Source organism: Rhodococcus sp. JVH1, from assembly GCF_000280725.2.
GTDB lineage: Bacteria > Actinomycetota > Actinomycetes > Mycobacteriales > Mycobacteriaceae > Rhodococcus_F > Rhodococcus_F jostii_A.
Genome location: NZ_CP166289.1, coordinates 1,553,886 through 1,568,795 on the forward strand (window position 1 = coordinate 1,553,886; position 14,910 = coordinate 1,568,795).

General features: G+C 68.4%; 15 protein-coding genes. 6 read left to right on the top strand and 9 right to left on the bottom strand.

Annotated features, from left to right (window positions below; translation table 11 throughout):
* The first annotated feature begins 26 nt into the window (after window positions 1-26).
* Entirely contained in the window at window positions 27-1,565 is a 1,539-nt protein-coding gene (locus tag JVH1_RS07285) for an FAD-dependent oxidoreductase (protein ID WP_009479060.1), read from the top strand.
* Here JVH1_RS07285 and hsaA read toward each other — a convergent pair whose 3' ends face one another.
* Window positions 1,566-2,732, bottom strand: a complete 1,167-nt coding sequence (hsaA, locus tag JVH1_RS07290; RefSeq protein WP_009479059.1) for a 3-hydroxy-9,10-secoandrosta-1,3,5(10)-triene-9,17-dione monooxygenase oxygenase subunit — start codon at window positions 2,730-2,732, stop codon at window positions 1,566-1,568. It lies immediately after the preceding gene.
* Window positions 2,733-2,899: 167 nt separating this feature from the next.
* On the opposite strand from hsaA, the gene JVH1_RS07295 reads away from it, so the two are divergent.
* Genes JVH1_RS07295 through JVH1_RS07305 form a run of 3 tightly spaced genes read left to right on the top strand, consistent with a single transcriptional unit; the run spans window position 2,900 to window position 5,109 of the window.
* Window positions 2,900-4,063 (top strand): Rieske 2Fe-2S domain-containing protein, encoded by a 1,164-nt coding sequence (locus JVH1_RS07295; RefSeq protein ID WP_009479058.1) that lies wholly within the window; start codon window positions 2,900-2,902, stop codon window positions 4,061-4,063.
* Entirely contained in the window at window positions 4,041-4,295 is a 255-nt protein-coding gene (locus JVH1_RS07300) for a hypothetical protein (RefSeq protein WP_009479057.1), read from the top strand. The genes JVH1_RS07295 and JVH1_RS07300 overlap by 23 nt, the downstream gene beginning before the upstream one ends.
* Before the next feature lie 22 nt (window positions 4,296-4,317).
* Window positions 4,318-5,109, top strand: coding sequence for an SDR family oxidoreductase (locus JVH1_RS07305; protein WP_009479056.1), 792 nt, complete (start codon window positions 4,318-4,320; stop codon window positions 5,107-5,109).
* A gap of 9 nt (window positions 5,110-5,118) precedes the next feature.
* Here JVH1_RS07305 and JVH1_RS07310 read toward each other — a convergent pair whose 3' ends face one another.
* Window positions 5,119-5,904, bottom strand: coding sequence for an SDR family NAD(P)-dependent oxidoreductase (locus JVH1_RS07310; protein ID WP_009479055.1), 786 nt, complete (start codon window positions 5,902-5,904; stop codon window positions 5,119-5,121).
* A 230-nt stretch (window positions 5,905-6,134) separates the two neighbouring features.
* On the opposite strand from JVH1_RS07310, the gene JVH1_RS07315 reads away from it, so the two are divergent.
* Together JVH1_RS07315 and JVH1_RS07320 are read left to right on the top strand one after the other, a co-directional pair.
* Window positions 6,135-6,950, top strand: a complete 816-nt coding sequence (locus JVH1_RS07315; RefSeq protein ID WP_043781871.1) for an alpha/beta hydrolase — start codon at window positions 6,135-6,137, stop codon at window positions 6,948-6,950.
* Window positions 6,951-7,019: 69 nt separating this feature from the next.
* Window positions 7,020-8,255 carry a low temperature requirement protein A gene (locus JVH1_RS07320; RefSeq protein WP_051033791.1) on the top strand — a complete coding sequence of 412 codons (1,236 nt, stop codon included), beginning with the start codon at window positions 7,020-7,022 and terminating at the stop codon, window positions 8,253-8,255.
* On the opposite strand, the gene JVH1_RS07325 is transcribed toward JVH1_RS07320, so the two are convergent.
* The 7 genes from JVH1_RS07325 to JVH1_RS07355 all read right to left on the bottom strand — a co-directional run bounded on the left by JVH1_RS07325 (window position 8,252) and on the right by JVH1_RS07355 (window position 14,901).
* Window positions 8,252-9,094, bottom strand: coding sequence for a DUF427 domain-containing protein (locus JVH1_RS07325; RefSeq protein WP_009479052.1), 843 nt, complete (start codon window positions 9,092-9,094; stop codon window positions 8,252-8,254). The two genes, JVH1_RS07320 and JVH1_RS07325, sit on opposite strands and share 4 nt — an antisense overlap.
* Before the next feature lie 18 nt (window positions 9,095-9,112).
* Window positions 9,113-9,409: a hypothetical protein gene (locus JVH1_RS07330; protein WP_009479051.1), complete on the bottom strand. Its 297-nt coding sequence runs from the start codon at window positions 9,407-9,409 to the stop codon at window positions 9,113-9,115.
* 125 nt (window positions 9,410-9,534) lie between these two features.
* Window positions 9,535-10,689, bottom strand: a complete 1,155-nt coding sequence (locus JVH1_RS07335; RefSeq protein WP_009479050.1) for a S9 family peptidase — start codon at window positions 10,687-10,689, stop codon at window positions 9,535-9,537.
* A complete protein-coding gene (gene bphC / locus JVH1_RS07340) occupies window positions 10,686-11,597 on the bottom strand; it encodes a biphenyl-2,3-diol 1,2-dioxygenase (RefSeq protein ID WP_009479049.1) in 912 nt (303 codons plus the stop codon). Before bphC ends, JVH1_RS07335 begins: the two co-directional genes overlap by 4 nt.
* An 88-nt stretch (window positions 11,598-11,685) precedes the next feature.
* Window positions 11,686-12,864, bottom strand: coding sequence for an acyl-CoA dehydrogenase family protein (locus JVH1_RS07345; protein ID WP_009479048.1), 1,179 nt, complete (start codon window positions 12,862-12,864; stop codon window positions 11,686-11,688).
* A 40-nt stretch (window positions 12,865-12,904) separates the two neighbouring features.
* Window positions 12,905-13,963 (bottom strand): 4-hydroxy-2-oxovalerate aldolase, encoded by a 1,059-nt coding sequence (dmpG, locus tag JVH1_RS07350; protein WP_009479047.1) that lies wholly within the window; start codon window positions 13,961-13,963, stop codon window positions 12,905-12,907.
* Window positions 13,964-13,998: 35 nt separating this feature from the next.
* Window positions 13,999-14,901, bottom strand: a complete 903-nt coding sequence (locus JVH1_RS07355; protein WP_009479046.1) for an acetaldehyde dehydrogenase (acetylating) — start codon at window positions 14,899-14,901, stop codon at window positions 13,999-14,001.
* Window positions 14,902-14,910: the final 9 nt, after the last annotated feature.

A 14,910-nucleotide genomic window follows, 5' to 3' on the forward strand; every position in this document is an offset into this window, starting at 1 on the left:
ACAGACCATCAACGGAGGAAACGACGATGCAGGACTGGACAACCGAGTGCGACGTGCTGGTGGTCGGTTCGGGGGGCGGCGCGCTGACCGGCGCCTACACGGCCGCCTCGCAGGGTTTGCGCACCCTCGTCCTCGAGAAGACCCCACTGTTCGGCGGCACGTCCGCGTACTCCGGCGCCGCGGTGTGGTTGCCGGGCACCGCCGTGCAGGAGCGCGCCGGCGTCGGCGACTCCACGGACAAGGCGCGCACGTACCTGCGCGCAGTGGTCGGTGACGAGGAGATCGACCGTCAGGAGGCGTACGTCGCCACCGCGCCCGAGGTCGTCGACCTCCTCGAACGCGATCCCCACATCGAGTTCGAGTGGCGCGCGTTCCCCGACTACTACAAGGCGCCCGGCCGGATGGACTACGGTCGCGCGATCAACCCGCTCGACCTGCCGAGCGACGAGGTCGGGGACCTGCGTGAGGTCATCCGGCCCGAGGCCGACGTCGACCGGGCCGGGGAACCGCATCCGGAGGGCACACTGAACGGCGGCCGCGCCCTGATCGGGCGCCTTCTCATGGCGCTGCACGGCACCGGGCACGCGGAACTGCGCACCGGGACCGCCGCGCGCTCGCTGGTCGTCGAGGACGGCCGGGTGGTCGGCGCCCTGGCGACGAACGCCGCCGGTGAGACCGTCCGGATCCGGGCGACGCGCGGCGTGCTGCTCGCGGCCGGCGGGATCGAGGGCAACGCGGCCCTGCGCACCGAGAACGGAACGCCGGGCAAGGCGGACTGGAGCATGGGCCCGCGCGGCGCGAACACCGGTGACCTCCTGCGGGCGGCGGTGGACATCGGTGCCGACACCGCACTCCTCGACGAGGCGTGGTGGTGCCCCGGGGTCGAGCTTCCGGACGGCTCCGGCGCTTTCATGGTGGGTGTGCGCGGCGGCATTCTCGTCGACACGTCCGGAGAGCGGTACCTCAACGAGTCCCTGCCGTACGACCAGTTCGGTCGAGCGATGATCGAGCACGGAAGCCGCAGTTCGTATCTCGTGTTCGACTCGAAGGAGGGCGGGCCCGTGCTGCCTGCCATCTCCATTCCGCACATCTCCGCCGAGAAGCATCACGCGGCGGGCACCTGGGTCTCGGCCGACACGATCGAGGAACTCGCGGAGAAGATCGGCGTCCCCGCAGACGCTCTGCGCCGCACCGTCGAACAGTTCAACGACTTCGCCAAGCACGGCGTCGACGAGGCCTTCCACCGGGGAGAGGACCCGTACGACAACTTCTTCTGCCCTCCGGGCACGGGTGCGGACGCGCCACCGAACCCGGCACTGAGCCCGGTGTCGCAGGGCCCGTTCCACGCGGCCCGCATCGTGCTCAGCGACCTCGGCACCAAGGGCGGGGTCCGGACCGACGCCGACGCCCGCGTCCTGCGCGCCGACGGCACACCCATCGACGGACTGTATGCGGCGGGCAACACCAGCGCATCGCTCAGCGGCCGGTTCTATCCCGGTCCCGGAGTGCCGCTCGGCACCGCGATGGTCTTCTCCTACCGGGCAGTTCAGCACATGCGGAACTGACTACACGAGGTTGTCCTCCACCGGGAGCCCGAACGCGCCCCTGCCGAACAGGGCGAGGGCGCGTTCGGGCTCGTTGGCCACGTGCACGCTGCCCACGTGGGCGTCGCGCCACGACCGTTCGATCGCGTTGCCGCGCGACAGCGAACTCCCGCCGGCGGTCTTGAACAGCAGGTCGATCGCGTCGAGGGCTCGCTCGGTGGCGCGAACCTGATCGCGGCGCACCCGCAGACGCAGACCCATGGGGAGTTCCTCCCCGGCCTCGGCCAGTTCCCACAATTCACGCACGTTGCGATCCATCTGCAGTATCGCGGCGTCGATCTCGGACGACGCCCGGGCCACCGCGACCTGGGCGAACTGGTCGTCGACGAATCGGCCGCCACCGAGGCTGAGCCGCACTCGTTCCCGCATGAACGTCAAGTAGCGTTCGTAGCACCCCGCGACGACACCGACCCCCGGCGCCGCGACGGCGGTGGTGAAGAGCGTGGCGAACGGCAGCCGGTACAACGGTCCCCGGTTCACCTTCTGCCCGGGTCCGCGCAGTTGCGCCGTCTCGTAGTTCCTCTTGATCCGGTAGTCGGGAACGAACACGTCCTCGGCGCTGATCTCGTTGCTGGCGGTGCCGCGCATCCCCACCACGTCCCACACGTCGTGGATGCGGTAGTCCGACCGCGGCACCAGCGCGGTCATGAAATCGACCGGGCGGCCCGCGGTCCCGACCACCATCGCGCCGAGCAGCGCCCACGACGCGTGCTCGCAGCCCGAGGAGAAATGCCAGTCCCCTGTCAGCCGGTAACCGCCCTCGACCGGAACGAGCCGCCCGACGGGTGCGTAGGCGGACGACACGAGTACCGAATCGTCGTGGCCCCACACGTCCCGCTGCGCCCGGTCGTCGAACAGCGCCAGGTGCCACGGGTGCACACCGAGCACGGACGCCAGCCAACCCGTCGAACCGCACACACCGGACACGGCGCGCACCACCTCGTAGAAGTGCACCGGATTGCTTTCCGTGCCGCCGTACCGCCTGGGCTGCAGCATCTTGAACATTCCGGCGTCGCCGAGCTCACGGATCACCTGTTCGGACACCCGCCGCGACTCGTCGACCTTGTCCGCGCGTTCCGCGATCATCGGCAGCAGGCCGCGGACCGATCCCAGGACCTCGTTCGTCATCTGTCGGAGGGTAGGGCGGTCACACCCGCGTGTGGATGTGCGTCTCGCTCAACGGGAAACACCGCCTCACCGCCCGGTCCCGTCCAGTGGGACAACGCGATGCGCGCCGTCCACGCTCACTTAGCGTGCAGGGCACCGCACAAGCCCAGGAGAGGACGGGACGCATCGTGACCACCCAACAGTCCGAGACAGTCGAGGTACGCGAAATCGACGCGGGCGCAGCGCCCACCCGATTCGCCCGTGGATGGCACTGCATCGGATTGTCCGAGGCATTCCGGGACGGCAAGCCCCATTCCGTGCAAGCGTTCGGGACCAAGCTCGTCGTCTTCGCCGACAGTGCGGGCGATCTCGCCGTGCTCGACGGCTACTGCAGGCACATGGGCGGCGACCTCAGCCAGGGCACGGTCAAAGGCGACGAGGTGGCGTGCCCGTTCCACGACTGGCGGTGGGGAAGCAACGGCCGGTGCAAGAAGATTCCGTACGCACGCCGGGTTCCGCCGCTCGCCCGGACCCGGTCGTGGCACGCGCTCGACCAGGACGGGATGCTGTTCGTGTGGAACGATCCGGAGGGCAATCCGCCGCCCGCGGACGTCACGATTCCCCGCATCGACGGCGCACTCGACGACGAGTGGACGGACTGGGTCTGGTACCGGACCGCGGTCGACACCAACTGCCGCGAGGTGGTCGACAACATCGTCGACATGGCGCACTTCTTCTACGTGCACTACTCGTTCCCCACCTACTTCAAGAACGTCTTCGAGGGCCACGTCGCCAGCCAGTTCATGCGCGGCCAGGCCCGCGACGACATGCGCCCGCACGCGTCGGGACAGCCCCGCATGCTCGGAAGCCGCTCGGATGCGACGTATTTCGGACCTTCGTTCATGGTCGACGACCTGACGTACCGCTACGAGACGCACGACGTCGACTCCGTGCTGATCAACTGCCACTACCCCGTCAGCGCCGACAAGTTCGTCCTGCAGTACGGCATCATCGTCAAGAAGTCGAAGGACCTCGAAGGCGACGCGGCCACCGAGATGGCGAAGAATTTCGGCACGTTCATCGCGAAGGGTTTCGAGCAGGACATCGAGATCTGGAAGAACAAGACCCGTATCGAGAATCCGCTCCTGTGCGAGGAAGACGGCCCGGTCTACCAGCTGCGACGGTGGTACGAGCAGTTCTACGTCGACGTCGATGCGGTGACCCCGCAGATGACCGAGCGGTTCGAGTTCGAACTCGACACCACCCGGCCGGTCGAGTCGTGGAAGAGGGAAGTGGAAGAGAACCTCGCACGAAAGGCGCGCGAAGCCGATGCAACCGCTGCAGTGCACTGAGTGCGGCGCGAGCGTCCTGGTCCAGAAGAACAGCTGGGAACACACTTCCGTTCAGTGGGACGACGTGGCCCGAGCCCGGTGCCGCGAGATCGGCAGCGCGGGACCGGGGCGTCCCGGCGCTCCCCGGAAAGAATGCGCGGCGCTGACGGCGTCGATCACCCGAGCCGCGGAGGCGGGCGTCGTCCCGGTGCGCGATCCCGACCCCGTCCCGACACCCGTCGTCGCCCACTGAACGATTTCCGGAAGGACACAACATGATCGACACCGAGCACTACGGTCCGTGGGCCGTGATCGCAGGCGGCTCCGAGGGTGTGGGCGCGAGTTTCGCCGAGGAGCTGGGCCGAGCGGGGATCAACCTCGTGCTGATCGCCCGCAAACCCGGGCCGCTCGAGGAGACCGCGGCCACGGTCCGCGCCCACGGCGTCCTGGTGCGCACACTCGCGCTCGATCTCCTCGATCCGGACGCCCTCGACCGGATCCGCACGGCCACCGACGACGTCGAGGTCGGGTTGCTGATCTTCAACGCCGGAGCCAACAGTTACGGACACGAGTTCGTCAGCGGAGACCTCACCGGCTTCCACCGCGTCATCTACCTGAACATCACCTCGCAGCTGCACCTTTCGCAGCATTTCGGCGCGAGGATGAAGGACCGCGGCCGCGGCGGCATCGTGCTGGTCGGTTCGCTGGCCGGGTACCTGGGTTCGGAAGACCAGAGCATCTACGCCGCATCCAAGGCGTTCGGCCGGATCTTCGCGGAAAGCCTCTGGCTCGAACTCGCACCGTTCGGCGTCCACGTGGTCGAACTGGTCCTCGGCGTCACCCGCACGCCGGCGATGGTCCGGGCGGGCCTGAACTTCGATCTTCCCGGAATGAACGTCGCCGAACCCGAAGACGTTGCCCGTGAGGGGCTCGCACACATCGCCGACGGGCCGGTCTGGGTGGCGGGCGGCAACTACGACGCGGCCCGCAAGCGTAGCGGTTTCCCCCGCGACACTCTGGTGCGCGGGGCTGCCGAGGGAATGCGGAAACTTCTGGGCCGCCGGTAGACTCGAACGTCAGAGGGTGGTGACGAGCCCGCCGTCGATCACGAAATCGGACCCCGTCACATTGCCCGCCCGGTCGCTCGCGAGGAACACGACGAGATCCGCCACCTCCTCCGGACGGGTGAACCGGCCCGTGACCGCCTGCGTCGCGGCACGCTCCGCCACTGCCTCCGGGTCGCCGCCTGCGGCGCGCGCCACCGTGGCGGCGACCCCGTCGTCGCCGAGCCACAGGGCGGTCGACACAGGACCGGGACTGACGGTATTCACCCGAATACCCAACGGTCCCACCTCTTTCGACAGAGCCTTCGAGAAGTTGGTGAGCGCGGCCTTGGACGCGCAGTAGTCGATGACGGTGGGGTCGGGCAGGAAACTGTTGACCGAACTCGTGGTCACGATACTTCCCCGGCCCGCCGCGATCATCGTCGGCAGAGCGGCGCGGATCGTCCGCACCGCCGACATCAGGTTGAGATTCATCGTCGTGATCCAGTCTTCGTCGGTCACGTCGAGGAAACCGGTCAGTCTCGGGTGGGCGGCGCCGACATTGTTGACGACGACGCCGAGACTGCCCCGAGCAGTGGCGGCGGCGACGAGTTCACCCGGGCCGGTGGGGGTCGACAGGTCGACGCTCACCGCCTCCACCGTTCCGCTGCGGACGAGTTCTTCCAGTTCGGGGCCGGGCGAACGCGCCCCCGCCACCACGAACGCGCCTTCCGCGGCGAGCGCCCGGGTGATGGCGAGCCCGATACCTTTGCTGGCTCCGGTGACCACGGCGACGGTGCCGCCCAACGCGAGATCCACGGGGTTCCTCCTGACGAGAGCGGAGCGTGCACACACGAGCGAAAAGTCCCCCTCCGATCACGCTAGCCGAAATGATGCCGACCGCGCTGCGGGCGAGTAATCTCAGCGACGAAGGGCCAGGCCACGGCGTTGCTCTCGTATGACGGTGCCTGTCGTCGCACGACTACACCTGGCGCGCAGGCCCCTTCACCCCTACCCACTGTGTTCTTTCCTGACTCGGGAGACGAGTGATGCGACTTCTTCGACTACGAACCGCCGTTGCCGCGTGCGCGATCGCGGCTGCCGGAACGCTCACCGTGGGGGCCGGACCGGCCGTCGCCCAGGACCTGCCGACAGTGGTGCTGGTCCACGGTGCGTTCGCCGACACCACCAGCTGGGATGCGGTGGCCGCGGAACTGCGCGGCCGAGGGTACGAAGTCGTGGTCCCGGACAACCCGTTGCGCGGACCGGCGTACGACTCCGCCGCCATCGAGAAGGTGCTTGCGGACATCCCGGCACCGGTGGTGCTCGTCGGTCACTCGTACGGCGGCGCGGTCATCACCAACGTGCATTCGCCGAACGTCGAGGCCCTCGTCTATGTGGCGGCCTTCGCCCCGGCGCAGGGCGAGCCGGTCATGCTGAACCTCGATCCGATCCGGTTCCCCGGCAGCCAGCTGCTCCCGCCGGTGCTTCAGGTGAAGGTCGTCGAGAACGATCCCACCGGAATCGCCGGGAGAAACCTCGACGGTTACATCGATCCCGGCCGATTCCGCGAGGTGTTCGCCCAGGACGTCCCGGACGCCACGGTCGCCGACATGATCGCACACCAGAAGTCGGCGGCACTCGTCGCGAACCTCGAGCCGACCGCCGATCCGTCGTGGGCGTCGACACCCAGCTGGGCCATGGTCGCTCAGAACGATCGCGTGATTCCGGCAGCCGCGGAGCGGTTCATGGCGACGCGCGCGGGGGCCCGGATCACGGAAGTTCCCGCGTCGCACGCCGTCCTGGTGTCCCAGCCCGGCGCGGTCGCGGACCTCGTGGTGCAGGCAGACCAGGGAACTCCGTAGCGGACCGCCGTGAACACGCCCGGACAACCGGCACCGAACAGCAGAAGGCTCGCCCACCGTGTCCAGAAGATGGTCGGGCGTGATCCGCACGAGGAACACCGTGCGGCAACGCCGCTGGAGCTGCTGTTCGACCTGACGTTCGTCGTCGCGTTCGGCGTCGCCGGCGATCAGTTCGCGCACCTCGTCGCCGAAGGACACGTCGCCGCCGGACTCGCGGGATTCGCGTTCGCGATGTTCTCGATCATCTGGGCGTGGATCAACTTCTCCTGGTTCGCGTCGGCCTACGACACCGACGACTGGATCTACCGGGTCACCACCATGATCCAGATGATCGGCGTCATCATCCTGGCGCTGGGCATGCCTCCGATGTTCGCGTCCATCGACCGCGGGGTCGAACTCGACAATTCCGTGATGGTGTCCGGGTACATCGTCATGCGCATCGCCATGGTGTTCCAATGGCTGCGCGCAGCCAAACACGACCCCGAGCACCGTTCCGCGTCACTGACGTATGCCACGATGCTCGTCCTCGCGCAGATCGGCTGGGTCGCATTGGTGATCGCGCCCCTCACCGTCGAGTACGCGTTCGGCCTCGGCGCGATACTCATCCTCGTCGAGCTGACCAGCCCCGTCATCGCCGAACGGTACAAGAGCGGAACACCCTGGCACGCACACCACATCGTCGAGCGTCACGGCCTGCTCGTGATCATCACCCTCGGCGAAGGTGTGATCGGCACCGTGGCATCACTGTCCGCGGTGGTCGAACACCAGGGCTGGACGCTCGACGCGATACTCGTCGCGGTCGCCGGCATCGGGCTCACGTTCGGACTGTGGTGGGTGTACTACACCCTGCCGTCGGCCGAGGTGCTCGCGGTGTACCGCAGCCGGTCGTTCGTCTGGGGTTACAGCCACATCGCGCTCTTCGCGTCGCTGGCCGCGGTGGGGGCCGGACTGCACGTGGCCGCGTACTACATCGAACACGCCTCCCACATCGGCGCGACGGCGACAGTGCTCTCCGTCGCCGCGCCCGTCGCGATCTTCCTCGCGGGCGTCTACGCGCTGTACACGTATCTGCTGCGGGTGCCCGACCCGTTCCACATCCTGCTCCTCGTCCTGACCGCGGCCACGATCGCGCTCGCACTGGTGCTGGCCGCGCAAGGCGTGTCGATGGCGTGGTGTCTGATCGTGGTGATGCTGGCACCGGTCGTCACGGTCGTCGGATACGAATTGCTCGGGCACGCCCACGAGGCCCCGGCGCTCGAGATCGTCCTCGGCCGCGCAGACACCGGCACCCGCGAGGAGTACTAGGACCAGGGGGTCACCGGCCGAGGCCGGGCCACACCGTCGACGACCAGATCGAGCCGCTCGTCGAAGAACGCCACGAGTCCCCGAACTTCCGATGCGTCGACGAGGGGCTCGTCGTATCGCCACGCGATGTCGTGAAGCACTCCGCCGGCGGTGACCGCGGACCGGTAGGCGGCCTCGCCCTTGTAGGCGCAGTACGACATCGTCGCACTCGGTTGCAGCTCCGCGACGACGTCGCCGGGCGGCAGGTAGTAGCGGACCGGAAGCAGTGTTTCGAACAGCATTTTCGCCCGCCGAGTGTCGGCGAGGAGGGTGTCGCCCAGCATCACCCGAATATGGCGGGACGTGCGGCGAACGTCGATGCGCTGGAACGGGTCGTGCGGATGACCGACGATCTCGTCGTCCTCCTCGAGCCAGCGGTCGAAGCCGTCGAAATCGAGAACCACGTACCCGGTCAGGCCCTCGTCTCCGGGCCGGAACCCCACGGCGTACTCCGCGCCGGCGGTACGGAGCACGACGGGTTCGCCCTCCGTGCTGTGCACCGAGAACGGCACCCGCGGATCGAGTACCGGCATCGTCGTCACGTCCGGCAGGGCGAAACCGACGTCGCCGGCGCCCTCGACCGGCACCGAACCCGTTGGCTCCGGCGACAACTCCGCGTCGATGTCCTCCGCCGGCACCGCGTACGTGGGAACGACGCGCCGCGGTTCCCAGACCAGGACCGCACGGTCACTGTCGACCACCGTGGTCCCGTTCAGCACCGCACGGATCCGCTTCGCCGTCGGCTCGTAGCGAAGCTCGCGCAACTGACGTCCGATGCTGTCTCGCAGTCGTAGGCCCATAATTCGAGACTAGGCCTGTCATCGGGCCAGGCCGAGGGAAGCGATGAGGTTCTCGTGGAACTCGAACCAGGCGCGGTGGCAGGAGTCGCGGTCGGTTGCCGTGATCCAGGCCGGATCGGTGCCCGCTCGCTCGAGGGCACCGGCGAACCGCCGGTGATAGCCGGCGAACCGGTCCATGCCCGCGACCAGGGGCGCCTCGAATTCGGCCAGGGCGTCGGCCGCGGTCGCAAGCCGGGTGATCGTCTCGTCGAGGGTCACGGTCGTCTCGCCGAAACCCATCTCGGCCCACTGCCAGTCGGTGCACGCGTCCGCCACGGCAACGTTGTGCGCAGGAAGTCCTGGTGGACCTGCCGGTGGTCACCCGACCACCACACGCCATCAACAGTCTGTTGTCAACACTCTGTTGATGGTTGTGTAGTCGGGTCGAGGTCCCGGCGTCCTCAGCGAGCGAGGATCCCGGCGACGAACTCCTGCGCGTCCTTCTGCGACACGCCGATCGTCCCGCGATGGTCCGCACCCTCGTACGTCCGATAGGTCAGTTCGTTCCCGTTGTCCTGCAACGTCTTCACCATCAGATCCGTCGACGGCTTGCTCACCACCAGGTCGCCGGAACTCTGCGCGACCAGCGTCGGAACCTGCACGTGGACCCTCGACGGCTCCTGGCGTGCCAAATACTCGGTGAGCGGTCCCAGGTCGGCGTCGGGACGGAAGACCTGATCGGCGGGCACGGGCGGGACCTTCCGGATGTCGTCGATGCACCCGGTCCGCGCCACCGTCAACAGCGATTGCGCCTGCTCCGTCAGCAACGCCGACGGGTCGATGGCAGGATCCGCTGCCTGGGCTCCGAGGAGGATCAGCGGGAGGAACGCCTCGGCCGCTTCGATACCCGGAACACCGGAGCGGAAGTACTGCGGCGTCTGGTCGAGCCCGTTGCCCGGGGCGATCGCCACGGCACCACCGAGGTGCAGTTCCGGGGCGCGCTCCCCGCCCTGCGCGGCGGTGAACAACGCCGCCTGCCCACCCTGACTGTGGCCGATCACGAACCACGTCGAGCCGACCGCCGGATCCATCGCTCGGGCGGCGCGGACGATGTCCACGACGGCGTTCGTCTCCGTGTCACCGTTGACGTACGGGTGGATGCCCGGCGTGCCCAGATTCTGGTAGTCCGTGCTCACCACCGCATATCCCCTGGCGACCCAGTCGTCGAGGGACGCGTTCACCCCGGAGAGATAGCCGTGGGCTGGGCCGCCGGCGAAATCCGCGGACGGGGCACAGGCGTCGGCGACGCCGGTCGTGCCGTGCGCCCAGCTGATCACCGGATATCCGCCCTCGGGTGCCGGCGTGCGGGGAATCGATACGGTGCCCGACACCACGACGGGGTCGCCGTTGCCGTCCTGCGACGCGTAGGTGATCACCTCGTTCCGCGCGGCGCTCGGCAGTGCCGGACCGTCCGCGACTGCGCGGGACGACAGCAGCTGTCCCGGCCGGAGTGCGGCCGGATCCGCCGCCGTCTCGGAAGTCGCAGTGGAACAGGCACTTCCACCGAGGAGGACGAGCGCGACCACCGCTCCGATCCGGGCACGCGACAACGTCATGAGAACGCCGCCAGCGGCTCGGAACCCGACCAGTCGTGACCCCAGTAGCTGTCGGCCGTAATTTCCTCGGCGGTGTAATGCTTCTCGTCGACGAGCACGCCCTCCGTCCCGAACTCGAGGTCCCAGCCGCCGGGGGCACGCACGTAGAACGACACCATGCGGTCGTTGGTGTGGCGACCGAGGGTCGACGAGATGGAGAAGCCGAGCTTGCCGAGCCGGTCGAGTGCCTGCCCGACGGCGTCGAGCGTGTCGACCTCCGTCATCAGATGCACCATCCCGGGTTCGCCGCTGTGCGGCGCAGGGCACAACGCGAGGCTGTGATGGCGCTGATTGACACCCATGAACCGCACGCGGCGGGCCGGTCCCGGGGCGTCGGCCGGTCCGAGCCGGATCGCCCCGCGGGGCAGGAAGCCCAGCACCTCGGTGTAGAACGTGTAGGCCTCCTCGAACGCCGGGGTCGGGAGGACCACGTGCCCCAGGCCCTGTGCGCCGGTGACGAACCGCCCGCCGTGCGGGGTGACGACCGGACTGTGGTCGAGCACGGGTCCGAAGAACACCTCCACCCGTGTGCCAGACGGATCGTCGAACGCGATCACCTGCTCGGCGTCGCGGTACCGCGACTCCTCCTCGGACAGGACGTCGACCGTGACACCCGACTTCTCCACCTGCTCACGCACCCGCTGGAGGGCGAACTGGTCGCGCACCTCCCACCCCACCGCGAGCGCCTTGTCGGTGTCGCCCGGGAGGACGATCAGCCGCGACCGCCGCTCGTCGACGCGCAGGTACAGGCCGTCGGGCTCGGGGCCGGAACCCTCGGCCATGCCCAGCCCGTCCACCACCAGCTCACGCCAGCGTGGCACGTCCTTCGTCTGGATCCTGAGATAGCCGAGCCCTCGAATGTCGGTCATGTGAAAGTCCTTTCCTGGAGGCGGCTCCGCCGCCCGTGCGTGGTTGACGAGTCCCTGCACTCCTTAACCACTCACGGGTGCGGAGCGCCTAGATCATCGAGCGGTGGATGCCCTGAGGTTCCCCGCCGAGCTGAGTCAGCGCCGAGGAGTGGAAGATCGAACCCGGCACATGGATGGCGTGGGAGAGGCCGGCGTGGGCATCCCGCCAGAAGCGCTGCAGGGGTGTCTTCAGTTGGAGCGCACCGCCACCGGACCGCGCGAAGATCTCGTCCACGGCGCGCACTGCCCGCCAGGCCGCGGCCGTCTGCGTGCGCCGGCCGATGGAGCGGAGTTCGAACGAGACGTCCTGGCCCTTCTCGGTCATGTCCCAGAACCGATCGACCGTCTCGAGGATCGCCGCGCGCGACGCCGCGATCTCCGCCGCCGCCTCGCCGATCGCGAACAGCACGTACGGATCGTCCTTGATCGCGGTGCCCGACACGGTGACACGTTCACGCTGCGCGTTCAGGTGGCAGGCCAGGGCGCCCTCGGCGATGCCGATCAGCGACGACGTGATGCCGAGCGGGAAGATGCACGAGAACGGGAAGTTGTACAGCGTCTGGGTGCGGCCGAACTCCTTCGGCGCGGACCCGTCGAAGACCTTGTCGGCCTGCAACGTCCGGTGCTGAGGAATGAACGCATCCTTGACGATCAGGTCCTTGGACCCGGTGCCGCGCAATCCGACGACGTTCCAGCTGTCCTGGTCGATGTCGTAGTCCGAGCGTGGCAGCAGCACGTGCAGGATCTGCGGGGGCATCACCCGGTTGCCGTCCCGGTCGCCGACCGCGGCGCCGATCATGATCCACCCGCAGTGGTCGGTGCCCGAGGAGAACGACCACCGGCCGTTGAGGACGTAGCCGCCGTCGGTGGGCACGGCCACCCCCATCGGGGCGTACGGCGAGGCCATCCACATGTCGGAGTCCTCGCCCCACACCTCGTCCTGGGCCGTGCGGTCGAAGAACGCCAGTTCCCACGGGTGGACGCCGACGATGCCGCTCACCCAGCCCGCGGCCCCGTCGATGGCGCCGATGCCCATTGCGGTCTCGGCGAACTCGCGCGGATGCGATTCGTAGCCGCCGTACTCCGTGGGCTGGAGCATCCGTATCACTCCGGAGTCGCGCAACCGTTTCGCGGAGGTGTCGGACAGGCGCATCAGCTTGTCGCCTTCGGCGCCTTCCGCTCGGATCTCGTCCGCGTACTGTTCGATCCTGTCAAGAACCTGGCCCATGATGATCTCGGCTTTCTGGTGTCGGTACCCGGCGAAACGCCTAGGCGGACTTCTTCTCGGCGACTGCGGAACCCGCGGGGCCCCGGTCTGCGAGGCCGAGGGCGATCTCGATCAGCTGGTCCTCCTGGCCGCCGACCAGCTTGCGTCGGCCGGCTTCGATGAGGATCTCCGCACCGGACACCCCGTACCGGCGGGCGTGGGAATCGGCGTGCTTGAGGAAGCTGGAGTAGACACCCGCGTAGCCCATCGTCAGCGACAGCCGGTCGAGCTGGCAGTCGCCGTCCATGATCGGACGGACGACGTCCTCGGCCGCGTCGATGATCTTCAGAGTGCCGATGCCGGTGCGGATTCCGAGCTTCTCGGTCACGGCGGCGAACGCCTCGACCGGGGTGTTGCCCGCGCCCGCACCGAACCGCCGGGTGGAGCCGTCGATCTGCAGGGCGCCGGCCTCGACGGCGAGCACCGAGTTGGCGACACCGAGCCCGAGGTTCTCGTGCCCGTGGAAGCCGACCTGCGCGTCGTCGCCGAGTTCGGCCACCAGGGCGGACACGCGGTCTCTGACGGCGTTCAGGATCAGCGCCCCGGCCGAGTCCACCACGTACACGCACTGGCAGCCGGCGTCGGCCATGATCCGGGCCTGCTTCGCGAGAACCTCCGGCGGCTGACTGTGCGACATCATCAGGAAGCCGACCGTCTCCAGCCCGAGTTCGCGGGCGAGACCGAAATGCTGCACGGAGATGTCGGCTTCGGTGCAGTGCGTGGCGATGCGGCAGATGCTCGCGCCGTTGTCCGCGGCCTCGCGGATGTCGGACTGGACCCCCAGTCCGGGGAGCATGAGGAACGCGATCCTGGCCCGCTCCGCCGTCTCCACCGCGGCCTTGATCAGTTCCTGCTCCGGGGTGTGGCTGAAGCCGTAGTTGAACGAGGAACCGCCGAGTCCGTCGCCGTGGGTGACCTCGATGACCGGGACCCCGGCGGCGTCGAGTGCCCCGACGATCGAGCGGACGTGTTCGACGGTGAACTGGTGTCGCTTGGCGTGGGACCCGTCGCGCAGGGACGAGTCCGTCACCCGGATGTCGAGATCGGCACTGTAAGGCATCGGTATTCCTTCGAAGAGTGAATGGGGCGGACGCGTCAGACGCTCGCGCCGAGGATCTGCGTCGCGAAACTCTCGCCGACCTTGGTGGCGGCGGCGGTCATGATGTCGAGGTTGCCGGAGTAGGGCGGCAGGAAGTCGCCCGCGCCCTCGACCTCGAGGAAGATGCCGACCCGGGCGAGGCCACCGCTGATCGGCATCGGGTCGTCGAACTGCGGTTCGGCGCGCAGTCGGTAGCCGGGGACGTACGCCTGCACGGACGCCGCGACGTCGTGGATGGACGCGGTGATCGCGTCCCGGTCGGCGTCGGCGGGAATGGAGCAGAACACGGTGTCCTTCATGAACATCGGCGGTTCGGCCGGGTTCAGGATGATGATCGCCTTGCCCTTCTTCGCCCCGCCGATCGTCTCGACGCCCCGGCTCGTGGTGATCGTGAATTCGTCGATGTTCGCGCGGGTGCCCGGGCCTGCGGACGGCGACGCCACACTGGCGACGATCTCGGCGTACGCCACCTCGGTGATCCGGGAGACGGCGTACACCATCGGGATGGTCGCCTGGCCGCCGCACGTGATGAGGTTGACGTTCGGCGCAGTCCGGTGCTCGCCCATGTTCACGGCGGGCACGACGGCGGGTCCGAGCGCGGCGGGGGTGAGGTCGACGGCCTGGATGCCGAGTTCCCGGTAGCGGGGGGCGTTCGCCCGGTGCACGTAGGCGGACGTGGCCTCGAAGACGATGTCGGGGCGCTCGTCCTGGGCGAGCAACCAGTCGACGCCTTCGGCGCTGGCGATCACACCCCGGTCCGCGGCGCGCTTCAGTCCCTCGCTGTCGGGGTCGACGCCGATCATCCAGCGGGGCTCGATGATCTCCGAGCGGAGGAGCTTGTACAGCAGGTCGGTGCCGATGTTGCCGGATCCGACGATCGCGGCGAGAGCCTTGGTCACAGTTGTCGC

Bases quoted from the DNA above. Each gene is read 5' to 3' on its own strand.
- JVH1_RS07315 (WP_043781871.1), top strand. From the start codon at position 6,135: ATGCGACTTCTTCGACTACGAACCGCCGTTGCCGCGTGCGCGATCGCG.
- bphC (WP_009479049.1), bottom strand. From the start codon at position 11,597: ATGACCGACATTCGAGGGCTCGGCTATCTCAGGATCCAGACGAAGGAC.
- JVH1_RS07320 (WP_051033791.1), top strand. From the start codon at position 7,020: ATGGTCGGGCGTGATCCGCACGAGGAACACCGTGCGGCAACGCCGCTG.
- hsaA (WP_009479059.1), bottom strand. From the start codon at position 2,732: ATGACGAACGAGGTCCTGGGATCGGTCCGCGGCCTGCTGCCGATGATC.
- JVH1_RS07335 (WP_009479050.1), bottom strand. From the start codon at position 10,689: ATGACGTTGTCGCGTGCCCGGATCGGAGCGGTGGTCGCGCTCGTCCTC.
- JVH1_RS07345 (WP_009479048.1), bottom strand. From the start codon at position 12,864: ATGGGCCAGGTTCTTGACAGGATCGAACAGTACGCGGACGAGATCCGA.
- JVH1_RS07285 (WP_009479060.1), top strand. From the start codon at position 27: ATGCAGGACTGGACAACCGAGTGCGACGTGCTGGTGGTCGGTTCGGGG.
- JVH1_RS07300 (WP_009479057.1), top strand. From the start codon at position 4,041: ATGCAACCGCTGCAGTGCACTGAGTGCGGCGCGAGCGTCCTGGTCCAG.
- dmpG (WP_009479047.1), bottom strand. From the start codon at position 13,963: ATGCCTTACAGTGCCGATCTCGACATCCGGGTGACGGACTCGTCCCTG.
- JVH1_RS07325 (WP_009479052.1), bottom strand. From the start codon at position 9,094: ATGGGCCTACGACTGCGAGACAGCATCGGACGTCAGTTGCGCGAGCTT.
- JVH1_RS07305 (WP_009479056.1), top strand. From the start codon at position 4,318: ATGATCGACACCGAGCACTACGGTCCGTGGGCCGTGATCGCAGGCGGC.